Genomic DNA, 19452 nt, shown 5'->3' with positions numbered 1-19452 from the left:
GCTGGGTTCAGAACGTCGTGAGACAGTTCGGTCCCTATCCGTCGCGGGCGTAGGAGATTTGAAGGGAAGCTGCCCCTAGTACGAGAGGACCGGGGTGGACGGACCTATGGTGTTCCGGTTGTCACGCCAGTGGCAGCGCCGGGTAGCTATGTCCGGAAGGGATAAGCGCTGAAAGCATCTAAGCACGAAACCCATCCAAAGATAAGATCTCCCATGACCTTCGGGTCACTGAAGAGCCCATGAAGACTACGTGGTTGATAGGCTGGAGGTGTAAGCGCCGTAAGGCGTTCAGCTTACCAGTACTAATCGCTCGTGAGGCTTGGCCTAACATTGCGGCACGTGGGCAATAGGCGTGCCGCGCCATCATCACGCGCTTGAAATGCGGTTGTTTGCGTTATCCTTGCGTTCGCTGTCACAGGTTTTTGCCGGTGGCTATAGCGGTGGGGTCACACCCGTTCCCATTCCGAACACGGTCGTTAAGCCCACCAGCGCCCATGGTACTGCCCGGGTAACTGGGTGGGAGAGTAGGTCGTCGCCGGCTCAATTGGAAGCCCCGCGGTTCGTTTCGACGAATCGCGGGGTTTTGTTTTTTCGGAATGATTTTTCCAAAACGTACCGATTTTTTGAAATCTTTCCCCCGGGTCCCGCCATTCTAGCGAGGGGCAAAGAATCGGGGATTTTTCTCGACAAATCGCTGTACGAGTGTTTCAATGAACGAACGTTTCCGTTGTTTCATGTACCGCCAGCCGAGTAGGGAAACTCCCAAGGCCCCCAGCGTGTCAACGATCAGGTCCCACATCGTGTCTGTCAGCCCCGACAAATCGCCGCGCATTGGCTTCTGCATGTTGGTCCCAAAGAGTTGATCCATGGAGAATTCGAATATTTCCCAGATGGCGCCCATGGCCACGGCAAACAAAAACGAAAAAAAGGCAACGAATTGTGGATGCAGATGGACATCAATCCGCTCATCCTCATTGAGGATGAAGACGAGTAAAAAGCCGAGAAGGCCGAGGAGCATACCGGAATTAAAATGGAGGGCGATGTCCCACCACCAAATCCGCTCGTAGAACATGCGCACTTCACCCAGAAACACGGCAGCAAACGCGAAAACGATTGTAAAAGCCTGGATTTCGGGGGGAATATTCACCGGAAGCCGTCTGTGAAGCAGTATCGGCGTCATGGTTAACGCCATGAGCATAACGACCAGACAAACGGATAACCAGATGCCTTCATAAACGAGGAAAGGCAATTCAACCGCCATAATCAACAACAGAACTGTCACCGTTATTCGATGGATGCGCGCAACGATATCATTTTCATCTTTGGCCGGCGCCGTTGCAGATTCCTTGTTCCTGAAATTTTCATCCATGTCGCGTTCGGCGTTGTCTTTGGGTTTTTCAGAAGCAACAAAAGTCCTTTGGATGGCCGATGTGCGGATCCGTTGTCAACGGGGTTTTCCTGTCTTCATTCGGATATCGGCGTTTGTCCGTGGACGCATAAAGGCGTTTGTCGTCAAAATGTTGAAATCCGTTGAACATTCATGAATTGCCCGGTGCGGCGATCATTTGTTCAATGGCTTGGCGCAATGCCGGGTTGGCGGCCAGCGCTTTTTTGAAAAAGTCCACGGCGCGGTTTGTTTGGCCGCCGGCCAGCGCGATTTGTCCCATGTTGAGGGCCGCTTCCGCCACCATATCCGTATGGCGCTCGTCCGGGGTGATGCGCAGGACCGTCTCGTAATGCCGCGCGGCTTGGGCGTAATCCCGGCGGCCGGCCAGGATGCGCCCGAGCGAGAGGTGCGCTTCGAGTTCTTCATCCCAAAACGGCTCATTGCCGCCTGGCCCAAGGGGGCCTTTCTTTTCCTTGTATAACGCGACCACGGCCTCGTAGTGCCGTTTGGCGCCGGGAATGTTCTTGGAAATGTCCTGATAGGTAACGGCCAAATTGAAATGGACGCGCGACGATTTAGGGTTTTTGGCGAGCGTGTCGCGGAAGAGCGTTTCGTTGTCGCGCCAGTCGTTGTTTCGGATCGCCGTCATGGTCAACAACGCCGGAATGGCCGCGCAAACGCCGGCCAGAACGGCCCGTCGCGGCCAGGGATGGGTCAACAGCGGTTCAGTGAGGCACGCGAGTGCACAAAGAAAACCGGCCAAAGGCACATACATCCAGTGTTCCGCCATCGGGGCGTTCAAGGGGATGAGACCCGAAATGGGAAACCATGCGATGAGAAACCATCCGATTCCCAAGGCGACCAGCCGGCGGCCGCGCCACAGCGCCCAGAAGAATCCCGTGATCATGGCCAAGAGCAACAGGGCGCCGATGGGCGCCACCATGAGTGGAGTATGATCGAGCGATCGTTCCATGTGCAACCCGGTCGGGATGAAAATCAGTTTCCAATACCAGGCGAAGGACTGGCCGCATTCGATGATTCGCTGTCCGAACGTCGAAGGGGGCGGCGGACTCGATGCAAAGCGAAGAACGGTGCTTCGCAATACGGCATAGGTCACGAGAATCACGAACCAAAGGCCGATGGGGATTGCGCGACGAAAACGAAGGTTCTTCGTGGTTTTTCCATCAATCGGGCGAAGCAAGACAATCAGGACCAGCAGGAACGGGAAGATCATGGCGGATTCCTTGCACATCAGGGCGGCCGTGAACGCAAGGGAGCCGCCGATGATGCCCGCCCAACGCTGTTGCGCGGTTTCGTCGCGCAGGGAAAGCCAAATCCCGAGAAATCCCAGTGCAGCGGCCATGGGATCCGCGCGTCCGCTGATGTAGGCGACGGCTTCCGTGTGCAAGGGATGGATTATGAACAGGATCGGCACGACGGCGCATATCCACGCCGAAGCGCCGAGGCGCAACAAGATTGCGCATAAAAACAGCGCGGCAAGGATATGCCATGCCAGATTGGTCCCATGAAACAGAAAAGGGCTGAGGTCGGGTATAGGGCGTTGCGGGGCATCCGGTGCCGGCGCCGAGTATGAAATCAGAAAATCGGCCATAAAACTCGCGGCGACCAATGGGCGGTAGAAATTGCCGGCGCCGCGGCCGAAAGGATGTTGATCCTCGCGGAACAATTGCCAGAATTCGGTGGGATCTTGGACATGTTTGTTCACCAGCACAGACGAGGCGTCATCCCAGACGAAATCGTTGGTGAATGTATTGGCATAGGCGAGAACACCCGCCAAGACAATCGCCGCCATCAGGGCGGGGACGGGGATGCCCGCTTCTTGGGTCTTGCGCCGATCGTCCATCGAAGGCGTTACTCGGCCATCACTTTCCAGGTTTTTCCGGGGATTTTGAGGTATTCGAGCACCACGCCCTTTTTATTTCCGACAAAATCCACCAAGCGGCAATTGAAAAACTCTTCCCCCTTGCGCACACGGACATTTTCGGTTATCCATGAACTTGTGTCCAACGGATCCCGCACCGTTTGGGAGGCATCGTAAATGGGATGCCTCACGTCAAGGAAGGCATAAATTTCGCCCGTGGCGTTGTCATCGAAAAATCCCTTGATGGTTATATACGGCGTGGTGACTTCCAATTCGGCCCTTTCCTTGAGCCGTTGCATGGTAAGTCCAATGGGCTCAAGGACTTCATAGGCGGAAATGGCGCCCAAAATGAGGAGGAAGCGGTTTTGATCGCGGGCTTTGCGAATTATTTCCTGAATGTCGTAGGTAATCATCCGCAAAGCCTGTTTCCCATTTTCCGATCCTTGGTTCTGCTGTTTGGCCAGCTTGAGATCCGCAACCACCTTGTCGCGAATTTCCATTGTAATATTAAGATTCCTGACATGGGGACCTTGAGCGACAATGGCCTCCAAAGGCTGTAAGACCGGGCGTATTTTCGCGGCGATTTCTTCAGGAGTCGGTGGCGGGGGCGCTTGTTCTTCCGGTGGAGGTGGGGGGGGCGCCGGAGCGCTGCATGCCGCCAACAGCAAAATGATGATTCCACTCACTGCCAACATTTTTTTCATGGTTCGCTCCTCCGGGTAACTGTCATAAGCCTGAACGCATTATAAGCATGAGACATGGAAATATCCACCATTATTTTGTCATTGGGCTTTGCGTCCCGATGTTCGATCATTGGGCCGAAATGGCGGCTACGGCCTTCGACACGACCTCTGAAACGGCCTTGCTCATGGCCGCCGGCAGGGCGCCGTTTTCATTTCGTTCCATGGGCACGCTGGCGGAAAGTGTTTCCGCCCACAATGCCTCGCCTGATTGGGTATCGCGCAGTTCGAGGCGAATCTCGCAATCGGCGGTCCATGGATTGCGGGTTCGATTTTCGTCGAATCGGCGGACTTCGCCCGTCAGTGTCCAATCGGGCAGTGCGATATCCGCGGCATTGCCGACATCCTTGAAGCGTCCGCAGGCGGACAGGGCGTCGGCAAGGGCGCGCGTGACGGTGTCTCGGGGCGATTCGGCCCATTGAATGGTTTCGTCGCCGCCGAGGGTGTAATCCGGCATGCGGTAAGCCACTTTTTGATCGTAGGGGCGCGCGGCCAGCAACGGGCGAATGCCCAAGGATTTACTGCCCGGAGACGCGGTCGTTACGTTTGCACATCCGGTTTCCAGATAGTATCGGGTGACGCGGGTATAGGACGGGGTTGTGCAACCCGCGGCCAACGCCGCCAGCAGAAGAAGGAGGGCATGGCGCATTATCTTTCTCCTCTCGGTTTTCCTTTGCCGCGAATGAGCGACGACGGATCCTGTTGAAGATACTGGGTGAGATCGCGAATGGACTGAAGCGAATCATTCAGGGTGCGCAATGTTTCGCGCAGGTTGTACTCGACATTGTCCGCTTCATGCAGCGCGCGGCGCGACATGCCGTCAATGGTGCGGGCCGATTCTTGCAAGCGTTGGGAGAGCGCCGACATGTCTTTCAAAACCTTGTTGAGGTTGTCCTGTGTGTCGTTGATGTTGAGATCGGCCACCTTGTTGCCCACGGTCCGGACGGTGTCGCCGGTTTCCTTGACCAATCCCCGGACATCCTTGGCAAGCGCGCGAAAATCGTCCATGCCCGCTTCGGCGCGCCCCTTGATGTCGGTCATGGTCTTCGAGGCCTCGTCAACGAAATCCTGGATGCGGACGATCAGAGCGTCCGCGTCATGCAGTAGTTTCGTGATATCGCCTTCCTGCATGTTGGCCATGGCGCTGCGGATTGTTTCGGAAATCTTGTTGACATTGTCGAGCGCGCCCTCGATTTGGGTACTGAGCGATTTGACCAGCGACTTTTCCGCCTCGATCTGGCTTCCCGGCGGCAAGATGGGGGCATTGGGATCGCCTCCGCGGAGCGATATGCACATCGTGCCCGTGGCGAGACTGTACATGACCAACTGCGCCTTGACCCCTTGGCGCAATTTTACCTTGTCCGCCGTAATCAGAATTTCACAATGCGGTTTGTTCGAGTCGGTCACATAGATGTTGTCCACCGTTCCCACCGGCACGCCGAGATACTCGACGATTCCGCCTGATCCGAGGCCCAGGATGGACTCGTCGAACTCTACCCAGTAGGGAATCCGAACCTCATTCTTGTAGCCTGAAATGATGAGCACGCCGGCGACGATAATCGCCGCGCACACCACCACGAACAAGCCCACTTTCGTCTTCTGTGCCCGCGTTGCCACGGTTGAGTCCTCCGTTATGCGTTGCGCTGCATGATGAAATCGTCTGCGCGCCGGTCGAAAAATTGCCGCAGACGCGGAACGTCCGCCGTTAGCGCCTCGTTCAGCGTTCCCAAAAACACGGCTTTCCCACGATCCAGCATCAACACGCGATCGGCCACCTTGCGAATGGAATCCAGCTCGTGTGTCACGATCACGAACGTGATGCCGAGCAATTTTTTCAGGGTCAGCACAAGGTCGTCCAGTCCCGACGCCATGATGGGATCAAGCCCCGCCGATGGCTCGTCGAAAAAAACCACGGGCGGATCGAGCGCAAGGGCGCGGGCAAGGCCGGCGCGTTTTTTCATGCCGCCCGACAACTCATCCGGCATGAGATGCTCCGCGTGCGCCAGCCCGACGAGACTCAGTTTGAGACGGACGACCGCCCCAATCAGATCTTCGCTCATGTTGCCGTATTCCCGCAGCGGAAGCGCCACATTGTCGCCGACCGTCATTGAATTGAACAGTCCACTCGATTGAAACGCGATTCCAAAGCGACGCTGGATTTTGGAAAGTTCGTCTTCGTCCGCGGCGGTGATATCCTTGCCGAAGAACGAGATGCGGCCCGATGTCGGCCGCAGCAGGCCGGTCAGATTTTTAAGCAATGTCGTCTTGCCGCAACCGCTGCCGCCGATAATGACGAAAATTTCGTTGCGTCGGATTTTGCACGAAATGCCGTCCAACACCAATGTCTCGCCGTAATGCGTGACGATGTTTTCGACTTCGATGAGGACGTCGTTTTCGTTTTCAAGCATGTCCGTTCATTCCAATATATAGTAGAAAATCGTCGCGAACACGATATCAATTACAATAATGAAGAAAATATCCATGACCACGGCGCGGGTAGTCATTAGTCCGACGCCGCGCGATCCGCCCGTCACGCGGAAACCGTTGTGGCAGCCGACCAGCACGATCATGATGGCGAACGCCAGCGCCTTCAACATGCCCTGCGAAAGATCGGACAGGGTGGCTGCCTGAATGGTTTGGTTGAACCAGTTGTCGGGACGGAACCCCATGAACAGAATACCCCAGAAAGCGCCGCCCAGAATGCCGGAGAGCAGACCCAGCGCCACGAGACACGGCATCACGACCAGCAACGCCAGAATTTTCGGCGCCACGAGAAATTGCGCGACATTCAGTCCCATGCCGCGCAGGGCGTCAATTTCTTCCTGCACCTTCATGGTGGCCAGTTCGGCGGCAATGGCCGCGCCCGTGCGCGCCGAAACGACGGTGGCGGTCATGACCGCAGCCAGTTCCCGGGCAAAACCGATCATGATAAGGTCGGCGACAAATATGCCGAGTCCATATTTGGCGACCTGCGCCGCGGAAAGCATCGCGATGATTACGCCGAGCAGAAAGTTCATCAGGCAGGTGATGCGGACCGCGCGCACGCCCATCTCGTAGATTTCGTCAATCCACAGTCCCCACCGGAAGCCGCGGCCTTCGAACGGCGCGATTATTACCCAGTAAACGGCGTCAACCAACAAATTTACGAAGTCGAAAAATTCGCCCGCATACTTGTAGGTGCGCCCGCCGATTTCCTCGAAAAATTTCTCTTCAATCCGATCCGGTTTGTCGGCGACGGCCAGGCCCGGTTCGATCAAATCCATCAAGTCGGCGACTTCGCCGGTGTGGCCTTCACAGCGCAACGAGGCATGATGGGCGGCCAGATGGTTCGCGATGGCCACAATCCATGCGCCGCCGCGCGCGTCCATGTGTCGCGTTCCGGTAAAATCGAGCACCACGGTCTCGCCGCGTCCAATGGATTGGTCGCGAACAGAATCCAAGAGGGCGCGGCCTGATTCCTGATTGATGGTTTCGGGACATGAAATGCGCCGCACGTTCATGAACCGCCCCCGGCCAACGCTTCGAATTCATCCTCGGTAAGGATTGCCACGTTTAATTTGCGCGCTTTTTCCAGTTTTGATCCGGCGTTTTCGCCCACGATCAAATAATCGGTTTTAGCGCTTATACTCGATGTGGGTTTGCCGCCGAGCCGCTTGATGCGTTCGTGCATTTCGTCGCGCGAGCCACCGCGCAGGGTGCCTGTCACGACGAATGTTTTGCCCTCAAACGGGCGCGGCCCTTCGGGGACGACCCTTTCCTCGCGCATGTTTACGCCGCGTTCCCGCAGTTTGGCGATCAAGGCCCGGTTTTCCTCGGTATCGAAGAAGTCACGGATGCTGGCGGCCACGACCGGCCCGATCTCCTCAACCTCTTGTAATTCTTCCAATGAGGCGGCCATGAGGCGATCCATGGAATCAAAGTGACTGGCAAGCACCTCGGCAATGTGTTCACCGACGTGGCGAATACCAAGGCCGGCAATCAAACGGCTCAATGGCCGCGATTTGCTTGCCTCGACGGCGGCGGCCAGATTGGCCGCCGACTTTTCACCCATGCGCTCGAGTTTCGCGAGAGCAACGGGTTCAAGCCCATAGAGATCCGACGGATCGCGGACCCATCCGTTGTCAACCAGTTGGTTGATCAACGCCGGGCCGAGACCTTCGATATCCATCGCCGCGCGGCTTGCGTAATACTCGATGCGTCCCTTAATCTGGGCCGGACATGCCAAGTTCAGGCAACGCAGAAAGGCGCCGTCGGGATCCTTGTGTACTTTGCCCCGGCAGACGGGGCAGGTTTCCGGCGCCATAAAGGGATGTGCTTGTTCGTGACGATCCTCCGGGACGTACCGAATAACTTGGGGAATAATCTCACCCGCCTTTTGCAATTCCACCATATCACCGACGCGGAGATCCTTGCGGGCAAGGTCCTCGAAATTATACAGGCTGGCCCGCTTGACGATAGTGCCCGCGAGAGGCACGGGTTCCATTTCCGCCACGGGCGTCAAAATGCCCGATTTGCCGACCTGCACGGTGATGTCCAACAGTCTCGTCCGCGCGATCTGCGCGGGAAATTTGTACGCGATGACCCAGCGCGGCGATTTCGCGGTCGCACCGAGGCGCCGCCGATGTTCCGCCGAATCCACCTTGACGACCATTCCGTCCGTCTCATAGGCGAGTTCGACGCGCTTCGTTTCCCATCGGGCGCACGCGTCCAATACTTCCTCGATAGTCGCGCAACGCTGTGCATGGGGACTCACCGGCAACCCGTAACGGCGCAGTGCTTCAAGGGTCTCCCAATGCGACAGGATCGTCGTGCCTGGCAGGGGCGCCACGTCGTAGGCCAGCAGGTCCAGGCGACGCCGCGCCACTTGCCTGGGATCCAACAGTTTCAGCGTTCCGGCGGTTGCGTTACGCGGATTGGCCAGTGGCGGTTCGCCCTCCTCCTCGCGCAAGCGGTTGAGCCGTTCCAACTCATCGCGACGCATGTACACCTCGCCGCGCACTTCGATACTCGGCGGATAATCGCCCTGCAGTTTGAGTGGCAACGAACGAATCGTCCGCACGTTTTCCGTTACGTTGTCGCCCCGCGTACCATCCCCGCGTGTTGCCCCGCGGACCAAGATTCCGTTTTCATATCGCAGCGAAATGGCGACGCCGTCAATCTTGAGTTCGACCACGTACAAAGGTGTTTCCCCGCCAAGGCCCCTCCGCACGCGTTCATCGAACGCGCGTAGTTCGCCCTCGTTGTACGTGTTATCAATCGAAAGCATCGGCACTTCATGCTCGACCGTCTCGAAACCTTGCAACGGCGATCCGCCGACACGTTGCGTGGGTGAATCGGGCGTAATCAATGCCGGATATTGCGCCTCGATGGATTCCAACTCCCGCATCAGGGCGTCGAACTCGATATCCGTTATTTCGGGTGCGGCTTTTTCGTAATACAGCCGCGAATGCCGTTCGATTTCCGCCCGAAGCATTTCGCACCGGCGGCGCACTTCCGCCGACGGTTCTGTTCTCCCTTCGCTCATGGCCTGCATTATACCGATTATGGGCTTGCACTTGTCCAGATGGCTTCCGGGCAGGGCGATAGGGATCGAGACAAGAAAAAATGCCCCGACCGCGAATCGAACGCGGGTCTAATCCTTAGGAGGGACTTGTTCTATCCACTGAACTATCGGGGCATGGAGAATCCACGCTGTAACGGGCTTTTTTACACGATTGGACAACCGGGAGACTTCTTCATTATGTGGTGGCAATTCCACGGAGGGCCAATCCCTTTTGATTGTCTGATGTGTTGCAGAAGCCGATCAAACACTATATAGTCTTCTGCTCAAAGGATACGCAAAAAGCACGGTACGGTCAACTCTTACCGCCTTGTCATATCCGTCTTTCCAAGGAGGTAATACCCACGTCAGGCTTTTTCTGCAGAATTTTGAGGGAAGGGATGTGTGTCCGGGGGGGCCCAAATTCACCAATACCGGCAGGAGTGTTCGCATAAGCCGGCGTGGATGGAGTGTAGCCCGATATGCTGCACTTAAAAGTGTTTTTATTGAAATATTGCTTTGTCGCATTTTAATAAAACCTTTGACAAAATAACCATTCCGTGCTAAAATGTAATTGGTTGGTTCTGGATGTTTGAAATGGATGGGGTCTGTGGAGTGGAATTGCAAAAGCGGTCAAGCAGAAAATCGTTTTAAGGTGTGGCGTTTTGGCGGGACGTGGTGTGAGTGTGTCATAGTTCTGTACCGCATGTGTGTTGCGGATGGAGTGTGGGAAAGTAAATCGTCAAGCGAGTCAACTATTCGGAGGATCGGCAAGATGATGCAGGGAAGAAAGATTTGGGTAGGCGGCGCAATGTCCGCGGCTGTCGTATTGGCCGCGATGGCCGCCATGACGGGGCTGTTCACGCTGCAAACGGCGTCGGCGCAATCGTTGGCGCTCGTTGCGAAGGCCGACGGATCGTATATCCGCGGCATCGTGACGAACGAATTGACAGGCAATCCGATTGCCGGAGTGAAGGTGGAACTGGCCACGGCCTTGAAGGCGTTGGACAATACGGTGACGGATGCGCAGGGCCGCTATTCGTTCCCGACGGCTGCGCGGCCGAATTCGACAACCGAAGGCAATAGGTACGACCTGACCTTCGCGATAAGCGAGTTCAAGCCGGGGACGCTGGATGGCGTGGTCGCGTCCACGGCCAACGCAAACATCGCGTTGCGTCCGCTGGGCGTGACGGCGCCGGGCCAGCCCATTGCGCGCAGCGGGCCCCGCAGCGTGTACATCGAATGGCCGGCGAATCCCGAATACAACCTGAAGGGCTACAACGTCTACCGCCAGCAGGTTGCCGCACCGCCCGAAGACTTGGATTGCAACGATTATATTCCGCAGCCGATCGGCGAGCTTGTGAAGCTGAACGGAACCGCGGGCAACGTGTACAGTTCGCTGATCACGGGCACGGAATACGTGGACACCACGGTCCAGAAGGGCCTCTACTACATTTACAAAATCCAGGCCATCAGCGGCGGCGACCGTCCGAGTGACTTGAGCAGGTCGCCGTTCTCCTGTCCGCCGGCCAAGGGCGATTTCCTGGCGATCTTCTTCCCGGATGTGTACGTCCAGAGCACGGGCCTGTTCCTGTGGGAATTGGTGCCCGGCCAGTCGCCGTTTGTGCGGATTCCGGTGTCTTCGCGCTGCGCGTACGACATCGTCACCTCCGGCATGCAGATCAAGGCGGAGTTGCCCGCGACGCTTATCAATCCGGATGGATACGTCATCGAGGCAACGGGTGTGACGGCCGCCATGGCGGGCGCGCTGGAAACCAATCTTGTCGCGTCGCCGAACCCGGATGTGCTCGATCTGCTCATTGCCAATGCCAGTCTCAATGCGCAGAACCTGTATGGATCCGGCGATCTGTTCAATGTTTATGTGAAGACCAAGGTTGTGCCGCAGGATACCTGCGGACCGCTGCATCTGTTGGACGAAGAGATCGTGGGCCCGCAAAACGGCGTGCGCGTGTACGACAACTCCGTTCCGACACCGCTGAAGGTTGACGTCGAATTGAAGGACGGCGTGCTCTGCAAGGGCGGCGGTTGCCTACACGGCGACGTGAATCTGGACGGCGTCGTGGACATGGACGACGCGAGCGATATTCTGAAGATTTGGGTCAAGAAGATTCCGGCGCCGCAGATTTGCTGGCCCGATTCCGGCGACATCAACCGCGACGGTTATGCGGACGCGGCGGACTCGACGCTGATCCAGCGCTGGCTGGCCGGTATGTCCATCAATCCGACGGCCGCGAAGGAAGACTTGGCCCTGACGTCGTTCGCGGTGGCGGGCGCCGAAAAGGTCGCCGCCAATCCGCTTGTGGCGGTGGGTCTGGCTGTCGGCGATCCGGGCGAGACCGTGACCGTGCCCGTAACGATGACCGGCGCTGCGCCCACGGCGGGCTTCGAGATGACCATTGCGTTCCCGGCGGGCGATGAAGGCCTGACCTATGTTCAAGGATCGGCGACGCTGGGCGCCGCCCTCGCCGGATACGACATCGCCGAGAATTCCGGCGAGACGGAAGAAAACAGTGCGAACGGCTGGGTCAGCATCGCCGTCAGCGGAGCGGAATCTCAGGGCAAGGCGGGAACGATTGACTTGGTGACGCTGCAATTCACGATCGGCGCCAACGCGACGCAGGCCATGCCGCTGGTGTTGGTCAGTTTCAATCAGTTTGACCAGTATGGCCACACACCGCGCCAGACCGATCCCCTTGTGCCGACCAAGGACGACGGCCAGGTCATTCTGAAGGACGACACGATTGAAGTACCAAACGTGCTCGGCCTAACGCTTGCCAATGCGACGGCGCGTATCGAAGCGGAAGGTTTGGTCGTCGGCAACGTCACGCATGCGTACGGCAACGCCGCCGCGGGCGATGTCGAAGCGCAGACGCCGGCCGCCGGCACGCAGGTTGCTCCCGGCAGCGCTGTCGATCTGGTGATTTCCGACGGGCCGGTTCCGACGACGACGCTGACCGTGAACATTTCGCCGCCGGAAGCGGTCGCGGCCGGCGCCATGTGGCGTTTGAACGGCACGCAGTATCGCCCAAGCGGCGAGACCGTTACCGGCTTGATTGTGGGCGACGTGGCCGCGATTGATTTCCTCGCGCTCGATCCGATTGGCGGCGGATGCTTCAATCCCGCTACGATTTGGACCGAGCCCGCGCCGATGAACGTCACGTTGACGGTTGATGCGAATGTGGTCAATGTGGAGTATACGCGCAGCACCGGCAAGCAGGCCGCCAGCATCGGCGGCGACTTGCTGTTGTTCGGCATCGTGGCCTCCGCGCTGCTGGCGTCCGGACGCCGTTCCAAGAAATAAGCCGTTGATTACATCCTAAACGAGCCCCGCGGGCCTTGGGTCCGCGGGGCTTTCGTGTTGGATCGGATTGGGGGACGGATCCGCTTTTCGGCTGCCTCTTCCAAGTTGACCCACCCGGCGCGGATGGCCTACCATGGGCGTTCTTCCCCTTGTCTGGGCAAAAGCGGATATTTTCAATGCGGGTAGTCATCGCGCCGGATTCGTTCAAGGAATGTCTTGCGGCGGCGGACGTTTGCCGTGCCGTCGCGGAAGGATGGCGCGCGGTGTATCCGGACGCGGAATTGGACCTTGTGCCGATGGCGGATGGAGGCGAAGGAACGGTTGACGCCCTGGTGGCGGCCACCGGCGGCGAGAAACGTTTCCGGGTAGTCACAGGGCCGCTGGGCGATCCGGTTGAAGCCGCCTACGGCATTCTTCCATCTCCATCCCCTTCCGGGAAGACCGCCGTCATCGAAATGGCCTCGGCATCCGGACTTGCCCTTGTCCCGCCCAAACGCCGCGATCCCCTCGTGACGACGACCCGTGGAACGGGCGAACTTATCCGGGATGCGCTGGACCATGGCGCGACGACGATTATCGTGGGCATCGGCGGCAGTGCGACGAACGACGGCGGCGCGGGCATGGCGCAGGCCCTTGGATATTCACTAAGCGATGCGAACGGTTTGGAATTGCCGCCGGGCGGCGCGGCCCTGGCGCGTTTGACGCATATCGAAGCCTCGGGCAAGCATCCCGGCCTTGCGCGATGCGCCGTCCGCGTGGCGTGCGACGTGCAATCCCCCTTGTGCGGGTCGGCGGGCGCATCGCGCATGTTTGGTCCGCAGAAAGGCGCTACGCCCGCCGCCGTGGAGGAACTCGATGCCGCGCTGCATCATTTCGCCGGGATAGTCGAATCGCAATTGGGCGTTTCGATTATGCACATTCCCGGCGGGGGGGCGGCTGGCGGTCTCGGCGCGGGACTGGTTGCGTTTACGGACGCGCGGCTGGAATCCGGCGTGGCGATCGTCGCCGAGGCGTGCCGGCTCGGATCGCGCATGGTCGGCGCGGACCTTGTGATCACCGGTGAAGGCCGCATGGACGCGCAAACCGTTCATGGAAAGACGCCGGTGGGCGTCGCACGGCTGGCGCGTGAACAGCGCGTGCCCGTGATTGCTTTTACGGGTGCGCTGGGGTCCGGCTGGAAACAGTTGCACGACGAGGGCATCGCGGCGATATTCCCCCTTGCGGACGGTCCGATTTCGCGGGAAGAATCGCTGGCGCGCGCATGCGAATTGCTTCGGGATCGCGCGGAATCCGTGGCCCGTCTGTGGCGTCTTGCCAAAGGGGGGGCGCATTGAACGAAGCGTTTGCGGCAATTCCCTTTGCGGATCGAACCGCCGCCCAGCAACGGATTGCGGCTCTCTTCGCGGCGTCCCCGGCGGAATGGGAGGAAAGTCTGGCCGCGGCAATGGAAGGCGCTTCGGATCCCGACACGGTATTGGTCCGGTTGCAGCGTTTTGTCGAATGTCATCCGGATCCGCCGAAAGAAGTTGCGCGTATGGGGTCAGAGCCTCGGTATGCCCGCCTGATGTGTACCCTCTTCGACCAGAGCCATTTTCTGACCGACATCCTGTGCCGTTGGCCTGAACATGCGGCGTGGCTGTTCGAGGAAGCGGATTTGAACACAACGCCGTCGCGGTCGGCGCTTGTTGACGACTTGTCGGCACAAATGGCCGGCTGTGAATCACCCGATCAAGCCGCGCGCATTTTGAGGGTGTTTCGCCAGCGGGAAATCCTGCGCATCGCCACACGCGACATCGTTGCGCGCGCGTCCGTCGCGTCGTTGACGGAGGATTTGTCGAATTTGGCCGACGCCTCGCTCGAAACAGCGATCCGGTTCAGCACACGCCGTCTCGAAGAACGGTTTGGAACTCCGATGGCGGGGTTGGACGGCGAGGCGGCGCGTCCGGTATCGTTTGTGGTCATCGGGATGGGCAAATTGGGAGGGCGGGAGCTCAATTTCAGTTCCGATATAGACCTCGTGTTCGTTTATTCGGAAGACGGCCAAACGACGGGTGGTTCCGAGGACGCGATCAGTGTTGCCGAGTTCTACCAGAAACTGGGCGAACACATTATCCGACTGATTTCGGACCCAACGCCCGATGGTTACGTTTTTCGCGTGGATATGCGGCTGCGGCCGCACGGGCGTCTCAGTCCCTTGGCAAACAGTCTCGACAGCACCGTCTATTATTATGGCGAGTACGCGCAGGCCTGGGAGCGGCAGGCGCTCATCAAGGCGCGGCCCGTGGCGGGCGACATGGCGTTGGGTGAACGCTTCATAGAAGGGACGCGGGTCTTTGCGTTTCCTCGCTATTTCGACGACGAGACGCTCGACGCCATCCGCGAGATCAAACTGCAAATGGAGGCGCAGGTCGCGGGGCGCGGCGAGACCGAAATCGAAGTCAAACTCGGGCGTGGCGGCATTCGAGATGTCGAATTCACGGTGCAGGTGTTGCAGATGCTCAACGGCGGGCGCATGCCGGAGTTTCGCACCGGCAACACGCTCGAGGCGATCCGGGCGCTTGGGGTGCGCGGCCTTTTGCGGCCTTTCGAGGTCACAACGCTCTCCAGCAACTACATTTTCATGCGGCAGGTCGAACACCGGCTCCAGATCGAGGGCAGTCAGCAGCGGCATGTCCTGCCGAACGAACCGGCCGCGCTGGATCGCTTTGCGCGGCGGCTCGGTTATGCCAACGGCGCGTCGTTCATGGCGGACTATCGCGAACGGGCCGAGGCCACGCGCCAAGTACTCGACCGTTTCCTTACCTCGGAAGGTTCGGGGCATTTGTGGACCTACGATCTGCTCAGCCCCCATTCCGACGGGCGTGTCGCGGCGGAGCGGCTGGCGCGTTACGGTTTCAAGGATCCCGTGAAAGCCCGCGCGGAACTGCTGGGATTATCCGTGGGATCGCGTGAAAATCCCTACCCGTTTCATGTCCGGCGGCTGTTTGCGGAAGTCGTTCCGGCGCTGCTCGAGGAGTTGTCCGCGTGCGCGGATCCCGACATGACGCTGGTTCGTCTGAGTCAGATATTGACCAATCTCCAGGCGCCGGTGGCCGTTTACACGACGATGAAAGATTCGCCGGCCATGTGCAAGTACCTTGTCACGCTCGTGTCGAACAGCCAGTATTTGAGCGAGATATTGATACGCGATCCGGGGTTGTTCGATGAATTGGGCACGCGGGACGATCTCGACGCGCCCTCGACGCGCGCGGATTTGGAGGCGCAATTGGCCAGTCTGTCGCAGGCCTACGATTCCGAGGCCGCGCCGTACCGGTTGCGCGACGGCGAAACGATGCGCATCGGCATCCGGGAACTTTTCCGCAACGCGACGGTGGCCGATGTGGGCCGTGAACTGGCGCAACTGGCCGAGGTATGCCTTGGCTATGCGTTGGACCGTGCGCGCCAAGACGTCGAACGGCGATACGGCTCCAGCCATGGCGCGTTTGCGATATTGGCGATGGGCAAACTTGGCGGACGCGAAATGGGGTATGGCAGTGATTTAGACCTGATTTTCGTGTACGACGCGGACGCCACGACCGAATCGGGCATGGCCGCCTCCGAGTATTTCGCAGCCGTTGCCGCCCATACCATGCGCCGCCTCAAAGACGTGACGCGGTACGGATCGCTTTACGATATTGACGCGCGGCTGCGTCCCGACGGCAACAAGGGTATTCTGGCGGTGAACAGCCGCCGCATTGTCGAATATTATGAACAGGATGCCCAGGCATGGGAACGGCTCGCCCTTATCAAGATTCGCGCGGTCGCGGGCGATGCGACCTTGGGAAAGGCCGTCGAAGAACGTCTGCGCGACATCGCGTTCGGCATGGTGCTGGACGCCGGCACGCTGGAACAGATAGAGGGCATCCGGCAGAAAATTTGCCAGAACGCCTCGCCGCTCGATTTGAAAAAGGCGGAGGGCGGTCTCGCCGAAACCGAATTTGCCGTCCGGCTTCTACAAATTCAGCAGGTGGCGCGCATTCCCGAGATCAAGCGGGGGGATGTTCTGGGCGCGCTGGAAGGCCTGTTCCGTTTTCGCGCGATAACCGGCGGGGAATACGAAACCCTCCATGAAGCGTATCTACTGTACCGCCGCATCGAAAACCGCATACGGCTCATGCACGGGCGATCCGACAGCCAACTACCCGCGACGCCCGAAGCCCAATCCGAACTCGCCCAGCGGCTCGAAATAGACACGGACCTTGCCCTCCTCGTGCAGGATCACCGCGTCCGCGTGCATCAGTTATATCTCCGTCTGCTGAAACGCGCCGGCCTTCGCTGAACGCGGACAGGGCCGGCGGATCGGTCCCATGCGCAGTCGAAGCGGCGGGCCTTGTTCGTTTACAATGCGCGCCATGAGGGAAATACCGGCGGATATCATGAGCGTCAGCCAACTGACGCGGCGAATCAAAGGCTTGCTCGAAGCCGAGATCAACTACGTGTGGGTGGCGGGCGAGATATCGAATTATCGTGTCTCGCCCACGGGCCATGCGTATTTCGTGCTGAAAGACGCCGATTCACAGATTGACGCGGTCATGTTTCGCGGGAAACTCCAATATCTACGATTTGAGCCCGAAAACGGTCTCGAAGTCATCCTGCACGGGTTGGTGTCGGTATATGAAAAGCGCGGTTCGTACCAAATTGTCTGCGACGACATGCAGCCGAAGGGACTCGGCGCGCTTCAACTCGCCTTTGAGAAACTGAAAAAGCGCCTTCAGGCTGAAGGGCTGTTCGACGAGGAGCGCAAGAAACCGCTGCCTCTCCTGCCGCGTCGGATCGGCATCGTCACATCGCCGACGGGCGCCGCGATTCGTGACATTCTCAACGTGATCCACCGCCGCTTTGCAAATGTCCATATCCTGCTGTTCCCCGCGCGCGTGCAGGGGCAAGAAGCCGCGCCGGAAATCGTGGAGGGCATCCAGGTGCTCGACGCGATCGGCGTGGACGTCATGATTGTAGGACGCGGCGGCGGATCAATGGAAGACTTGTGGCCCTTTAACGAGGAAATCGTGGTGCGGGCCGTGGCGGCGTCGCGGACGCCGGTTATTTCGGCGGTCGGGCACGAGATTGATTTCACGTTGTGCGATTTCGCGGCGGATGTTCGCGCGCCGACACCCAGCGCGGCGGCGGAACTGGTCGTCCGCGAGCAGCAGGCATTGTCCGAGAAGATCGCGCTGTTGAAACAGCGGCTGGCCAAGTCCCTGCGGGCTGAAATGGAAGGCTTTCGCTACCGCCTGTCGCTTGCCCAGTCCAGTTTTGTTTTTCAGCGTCCGCAGGAAATGATCCGTCAGCGACGGCAACAGTCGGACGAATTGCGCATGCGGCTTGAAGCCGGGATGGCGGAATGCGCATCGGTTTTGCGGTTGCGGCTCGATCGCGCGTCGCGCGCGCTGGCGCTGCTGTCACCCGCTAACCAACTGCGCCGGGCGGCGGAGCGGCTGGGTGTGGCGAGGAACCGGCTTCTCCAATCGGCGGGCAACGCGATTGCGCGTTTTCATGCGCGGCTGCGGCCGTTGCATGCGCGGCTGGAAGCGCTCAGTCCCCTCGCGATCCTGTCGCGCGGCTATGCGCTTGTATGGAAACAGCCGGAAAATGATTTGGTGCGCGAAGCCGGACAACTCGCGTCCGGCGACGCGGTGAAAATACGCTTGGGACGCGGCGGCGCTTCCGCCCGGATCGAAACCATCGAGGAAGAAGCCCATGGCTGAACCGAAATTTGAAAAAGACCTGGAACGGCTCGAACAAATTGTCGAATCGCTGGAATCCGGCGGCCTGCCGCTGGACGACGCGCTCAAACGGTTCGAGGAAGGCATAAAAATCGCCGTCCGCTGCGAAAAAGCCCTTGCCGACGCCGAGCGCAAAGTCGAGATCCTGGTCAGGAATGCAAAGGGCGAAATAGAGGCGCAGCCCTTCGGCAGGGAAGGTAAGGACGAAAAGAATCAAAGCGACCAACAAGAAAGCAGCGAGGAAGACGCGGATTCCGCGGACAAACCGCTTGCGGATAAGAAACCCGCCAAAGATTCCGAAGGCGGGCTGTTGTTCTGAGAACGTGCACGCAACACTTTTCGCAGATCCTCTGAGAAAACGGCGTCTTCAGATTTCAAGGACACAGGCCTTCGCCTTGATGCGACAACGGACCGTACTATTCTTCAAGGCGGATCACTCATTGACCGAGAACCTGAAACGGAATCGTACTAGAGTTCATTTCGAGGATGATTATGGACACGCTGATTCGGATAAAGCGTCTGGCGATTGCGCGGAACGTGTTTTTTACCGAAAAGGCGGAGTGTGAAATGGCTGCAGAATCGTTGACGCCGTAACTCGTGTTCGAGTCCATCGTGAATGCGCCATCTATTTTCAAGGTATTGCGATCCCGCACCCCCCGGACGAGAACGATTGAGAAACTTTATATAATCAAGGGGTTGACCTTTGATGGACTCGATATATACACCAAAGGGAAGATACTGAAAAAGGAAGGAATAGACATATTTTCAGTGCTGTCCAAAATCATTGCTGTCAAAAAGAATTGTAAAAAACCATAATACC

12 protein-coding genes, 1 tRNA gene, 2 rRNA genes and 1 pseudogene are annotated in these 19452 nt (G+C 58.6%); 7 read left to right on the top strand and 9 right to left on the bottom strand.

Annotated features, from left to right (window positions below):
* Together P5540_18770 and rrf are read left to right on the top strand one after the other, a co-directional pair.
* Positions 1 to 327: ribosomal RNA gene (locus P5540_18770) — 23S ribosomal RNA — on the top strand; the annotation flags it as partial.
* 97 nt (positions 328 to 424) lie between these two features.
* Positions 425 to 541 (top strand): 5S ribosomal RNA (rrf, locus tag P5540_18765).
* Positions 542 to 652: 111 nt separating this feature from the next.
* Here the strand turns inward: rrf and P5540_18760 are convergent.
* The 9 genes from P5540_18760 to P5540_18720 all read right to left on the bottom strand — a co-directional run bounded on the left by P5540_18760 (position 653) and on the right by P5540_18720 (position 9686).
* On the bottom strand, positions 653 to 1282 hold the full coding sequence (locus tag P5540_18760; protein ID HRT66857.1) for a hypothetical protein: 630 nt from the start codon (positions 1280 to 1282) through the stop codon (positions 653 to 655).
* Between the two features lie 256 nt (positions 1283 to 1538).
* Complete coding sequence (locus tag P5540_18755) at positions 1539 to 3251, bottom strand: tetratricopeptide repeat protein (protein ID HRT66856.1); 1713 nt, start codon at positions 3249 to 3251, stop codon at positions 1539 to 1541.
* Between the two features lie 8 nt (positions 3252 to 3259).
* Complete coding sequence (locus P5540_18750) at positions 3260 to 3769, bottom strand: hypothetical protein (GenBank protein HRT66855.1); 510 nt, start codon at positions 3767 to 3769, stop codon at positions 3260 to 3262.
* A gap of 310 nt (positions 3770 to 4079) precedes the next feature.
* The gene (locus P5540_18745; protein ID HRT66854.1) at positions 4080 to 4658 is read right to left on the bottom strand and encodes an ABC-type transport auxiliary lipoprotein family protein; all 579 of its coding nucleotides are present in this window, start codon (positions 4656 to 4658) and stop codon (positions 4080 to 4082) included.
* The gene (locus tag P5540_18740) at positions 4658 to 5626 is read right to left on the bottom strand and encodes an MlaD family protein (protein HRT66853.1); all 969 of its coding nucleotides are present in this window, start codon (positions 5624 to 5626) and stop codon (positions 4658 to 4660) included. Before P5540_18740 ends, P5540_18745 begins: the two co-directional genes overlap by 1 nt.
* 14 nt (positions 5627 to 5640) lie before the next feature.
* Complete coding sequence (locus P5540_18735) at positions 5641 to 6417, bottom strand: ABC transporter ATP-binding protein (GenBank protein HRT66852.1); 777 nt, start codon at positions 6415 to 6417, stop codon at positions 5641 to 5643.
* Between the two features lie 6 nt (positions 6418 to 6423).
* Positions 6424 to 7509, bottom strand: coding sequence for an ABC transporter permease (locus P5540_18730; protein HRT66851.1), 1086 nt, complete (start codon positions 7507 to 7509; stop codon positions 6424 to 6426).
* The gene (gene ligA / locus P5540_18725) at positions 7506 to 9533 is read right to left on the bottom strand and encodes an NAD-dependent DNA ligase LigA (protein HRT66850.1); all 2028 of its coding nucleotides are present in this window, start codon (positions 9531 to 9533) and stop codon (positions 7506 to 7508) included. The genes P5540_18730 and ligA overlap by 4 nt, the downstream gene beginning before the upstream one ends.
* An 81-nt stretch (positions 9534 to 9614) precedes the next feature.
* A tRNA-Arg gene (locus tag P5540_18720) sits at positions 9615 to 9686 on the bottom strand.
* Positions 9687 to 10323: 637 nt separating this feature from the next.
* On the opposite strand from P5540_18720, the gene P5540_18715 reads away from it, so the two are divergent.
* From P5540_18715 to xseB, 5 genes and pseudogenes are all read left to right on the top strand, one after another.
* A complete protein-coding gene (locus P5540_18715; protein ID HRT66849.1) occupies positions 10324 to 12870 on the top strand; it encodes a PASTA domain-containing protein in 2547 nt (848 codons plus the stop codon).
* Positions 12871 to 13046: 176 nt separating this feature from the next.
* The gene (locus tag P5540_18710) at positions 13047 to 14204 is read left to right on the top strand and encodes a glycerate kinase (GenBank protein HRT66848.1); all 1158 of its coding nucleotides are present in this window, start codon (positions 13047 to 13049) and stop codon (positions 14202 to 14204) included.
* Positions 14201 to 17188, top strand: coding sequence for a bifunctional [glutamate--ammonia ligase]-adenylyl-L-tyrosine phosphorylase/[glutamate--ammonia-ligase] adenylyltransferase (glnE, locus tag P5540_18705; GenBank protein HRT66847.1), 2988 nt, complete (start codon positions 14201 to 14203; stop codon positions 17186 to 17188). The genes P5540_18710 and glnE overlap by 4 nt, the downstream gene beginning before the upstream one ends.
* A 28-nt stretch (positions 17189 to 17216) precedes the next feature.
* Entirely contained in the window at positions 17217 to 18614 is a 1398-nt protein-coding gene (xseA, locus tag P5540_18700; protein HRT66846.1) for an exodeoxyribonuclease VII large subunit, read from the top strand.
* Positions 18607 to 18786 (top strand): annotated as a pseudogene (gene xseB / locus P5540_18695) (exodeoxyribonuclease VII small subunit). The gene xseA and the pseudogene xseB overlap by 8 nt, the downstream one beginning before the upstream one ends.
* The last annotated feature ends 666 nt before the right edge of the window (positions 18787 to 19452 follow it).

It is taken from the genome of Candidatus Hydrogenedentota bacterium, assembly GCA_035450225.1.
Classification (GTDB): domain Bacteria; phylum Hydrogenedentota; class Hydrogenedentia; order Hydrogenedentales; family SLHB01; genus DSVR01.
Note: the sequence above shows the minus strand (reverse complement) of the source record. Positions and strands in the feature narration are given on the sequence as shown.

Bases quoted from the DNA above. Each gene is read 5' to 3' on its own strand.
- P5540_18735 (HRT66852.1), bottom strand. From the start codon at position 6,417: ATGCTTGAAAACGAAAACGACGTCCTCATCGAAGTCGAAAACATCGTC.
- P5540_18745 (HRT66854.1), bottom strand. From the start codon at position 4,658: ATGCGCCATGCCCTCCTTCTTCTGCTGGCGGCGTTGGCCGCGGGTTGC.
- P5540_18755 (HRT66856.1), bottom strand. From the start codon at position 3,251: ATGGACGATCGGCGCAAGACCCAAGAAGCGGGCATCCCCGTCCCCGCC.
- P5540_18710 (HRT66848.1), top strand. From the start codon at position 13,047: ATGCGGGTAGTCATCGCGCCGGATTCGTTCAAGGAATGTCTTGCGGCG.
- P5540_18750 (HRT66855.1), bottom strand. From the start codon at position 3,769: ATGGAAATTCGCGACAAGGTGGTTGCGGATCTCAAGCTGGCCAAACAG.
- xseA (HRT66846.1), top strand. From the start codon at position 17,217: ATGCGCAGTCGAAGCGGCGGGCCTTGTTCGTTTACAATGCGCGCCATG.
- P5540_18730 (HRT66851.1), bottom strand. From the start codon at position 7,509: ATGAACGTGCGGCGCATTTCATGTCCCGAAACCATCAATCAGGAATCA.
- P5540_18715 (HRT66849.1), top strand. From the start codon at position 10,324: ATGATGCAGGGAAGAAAGATTTGGGTAGGCGGCGCAATGTCCGCGGCT.
- ligA (HRT66850.1), bottom strand. From the start codon at position 9,533: ATGAGCGAAGGGAGAACAGAACCGTCGGCGGAAGTGCGCCGCCGGTGC.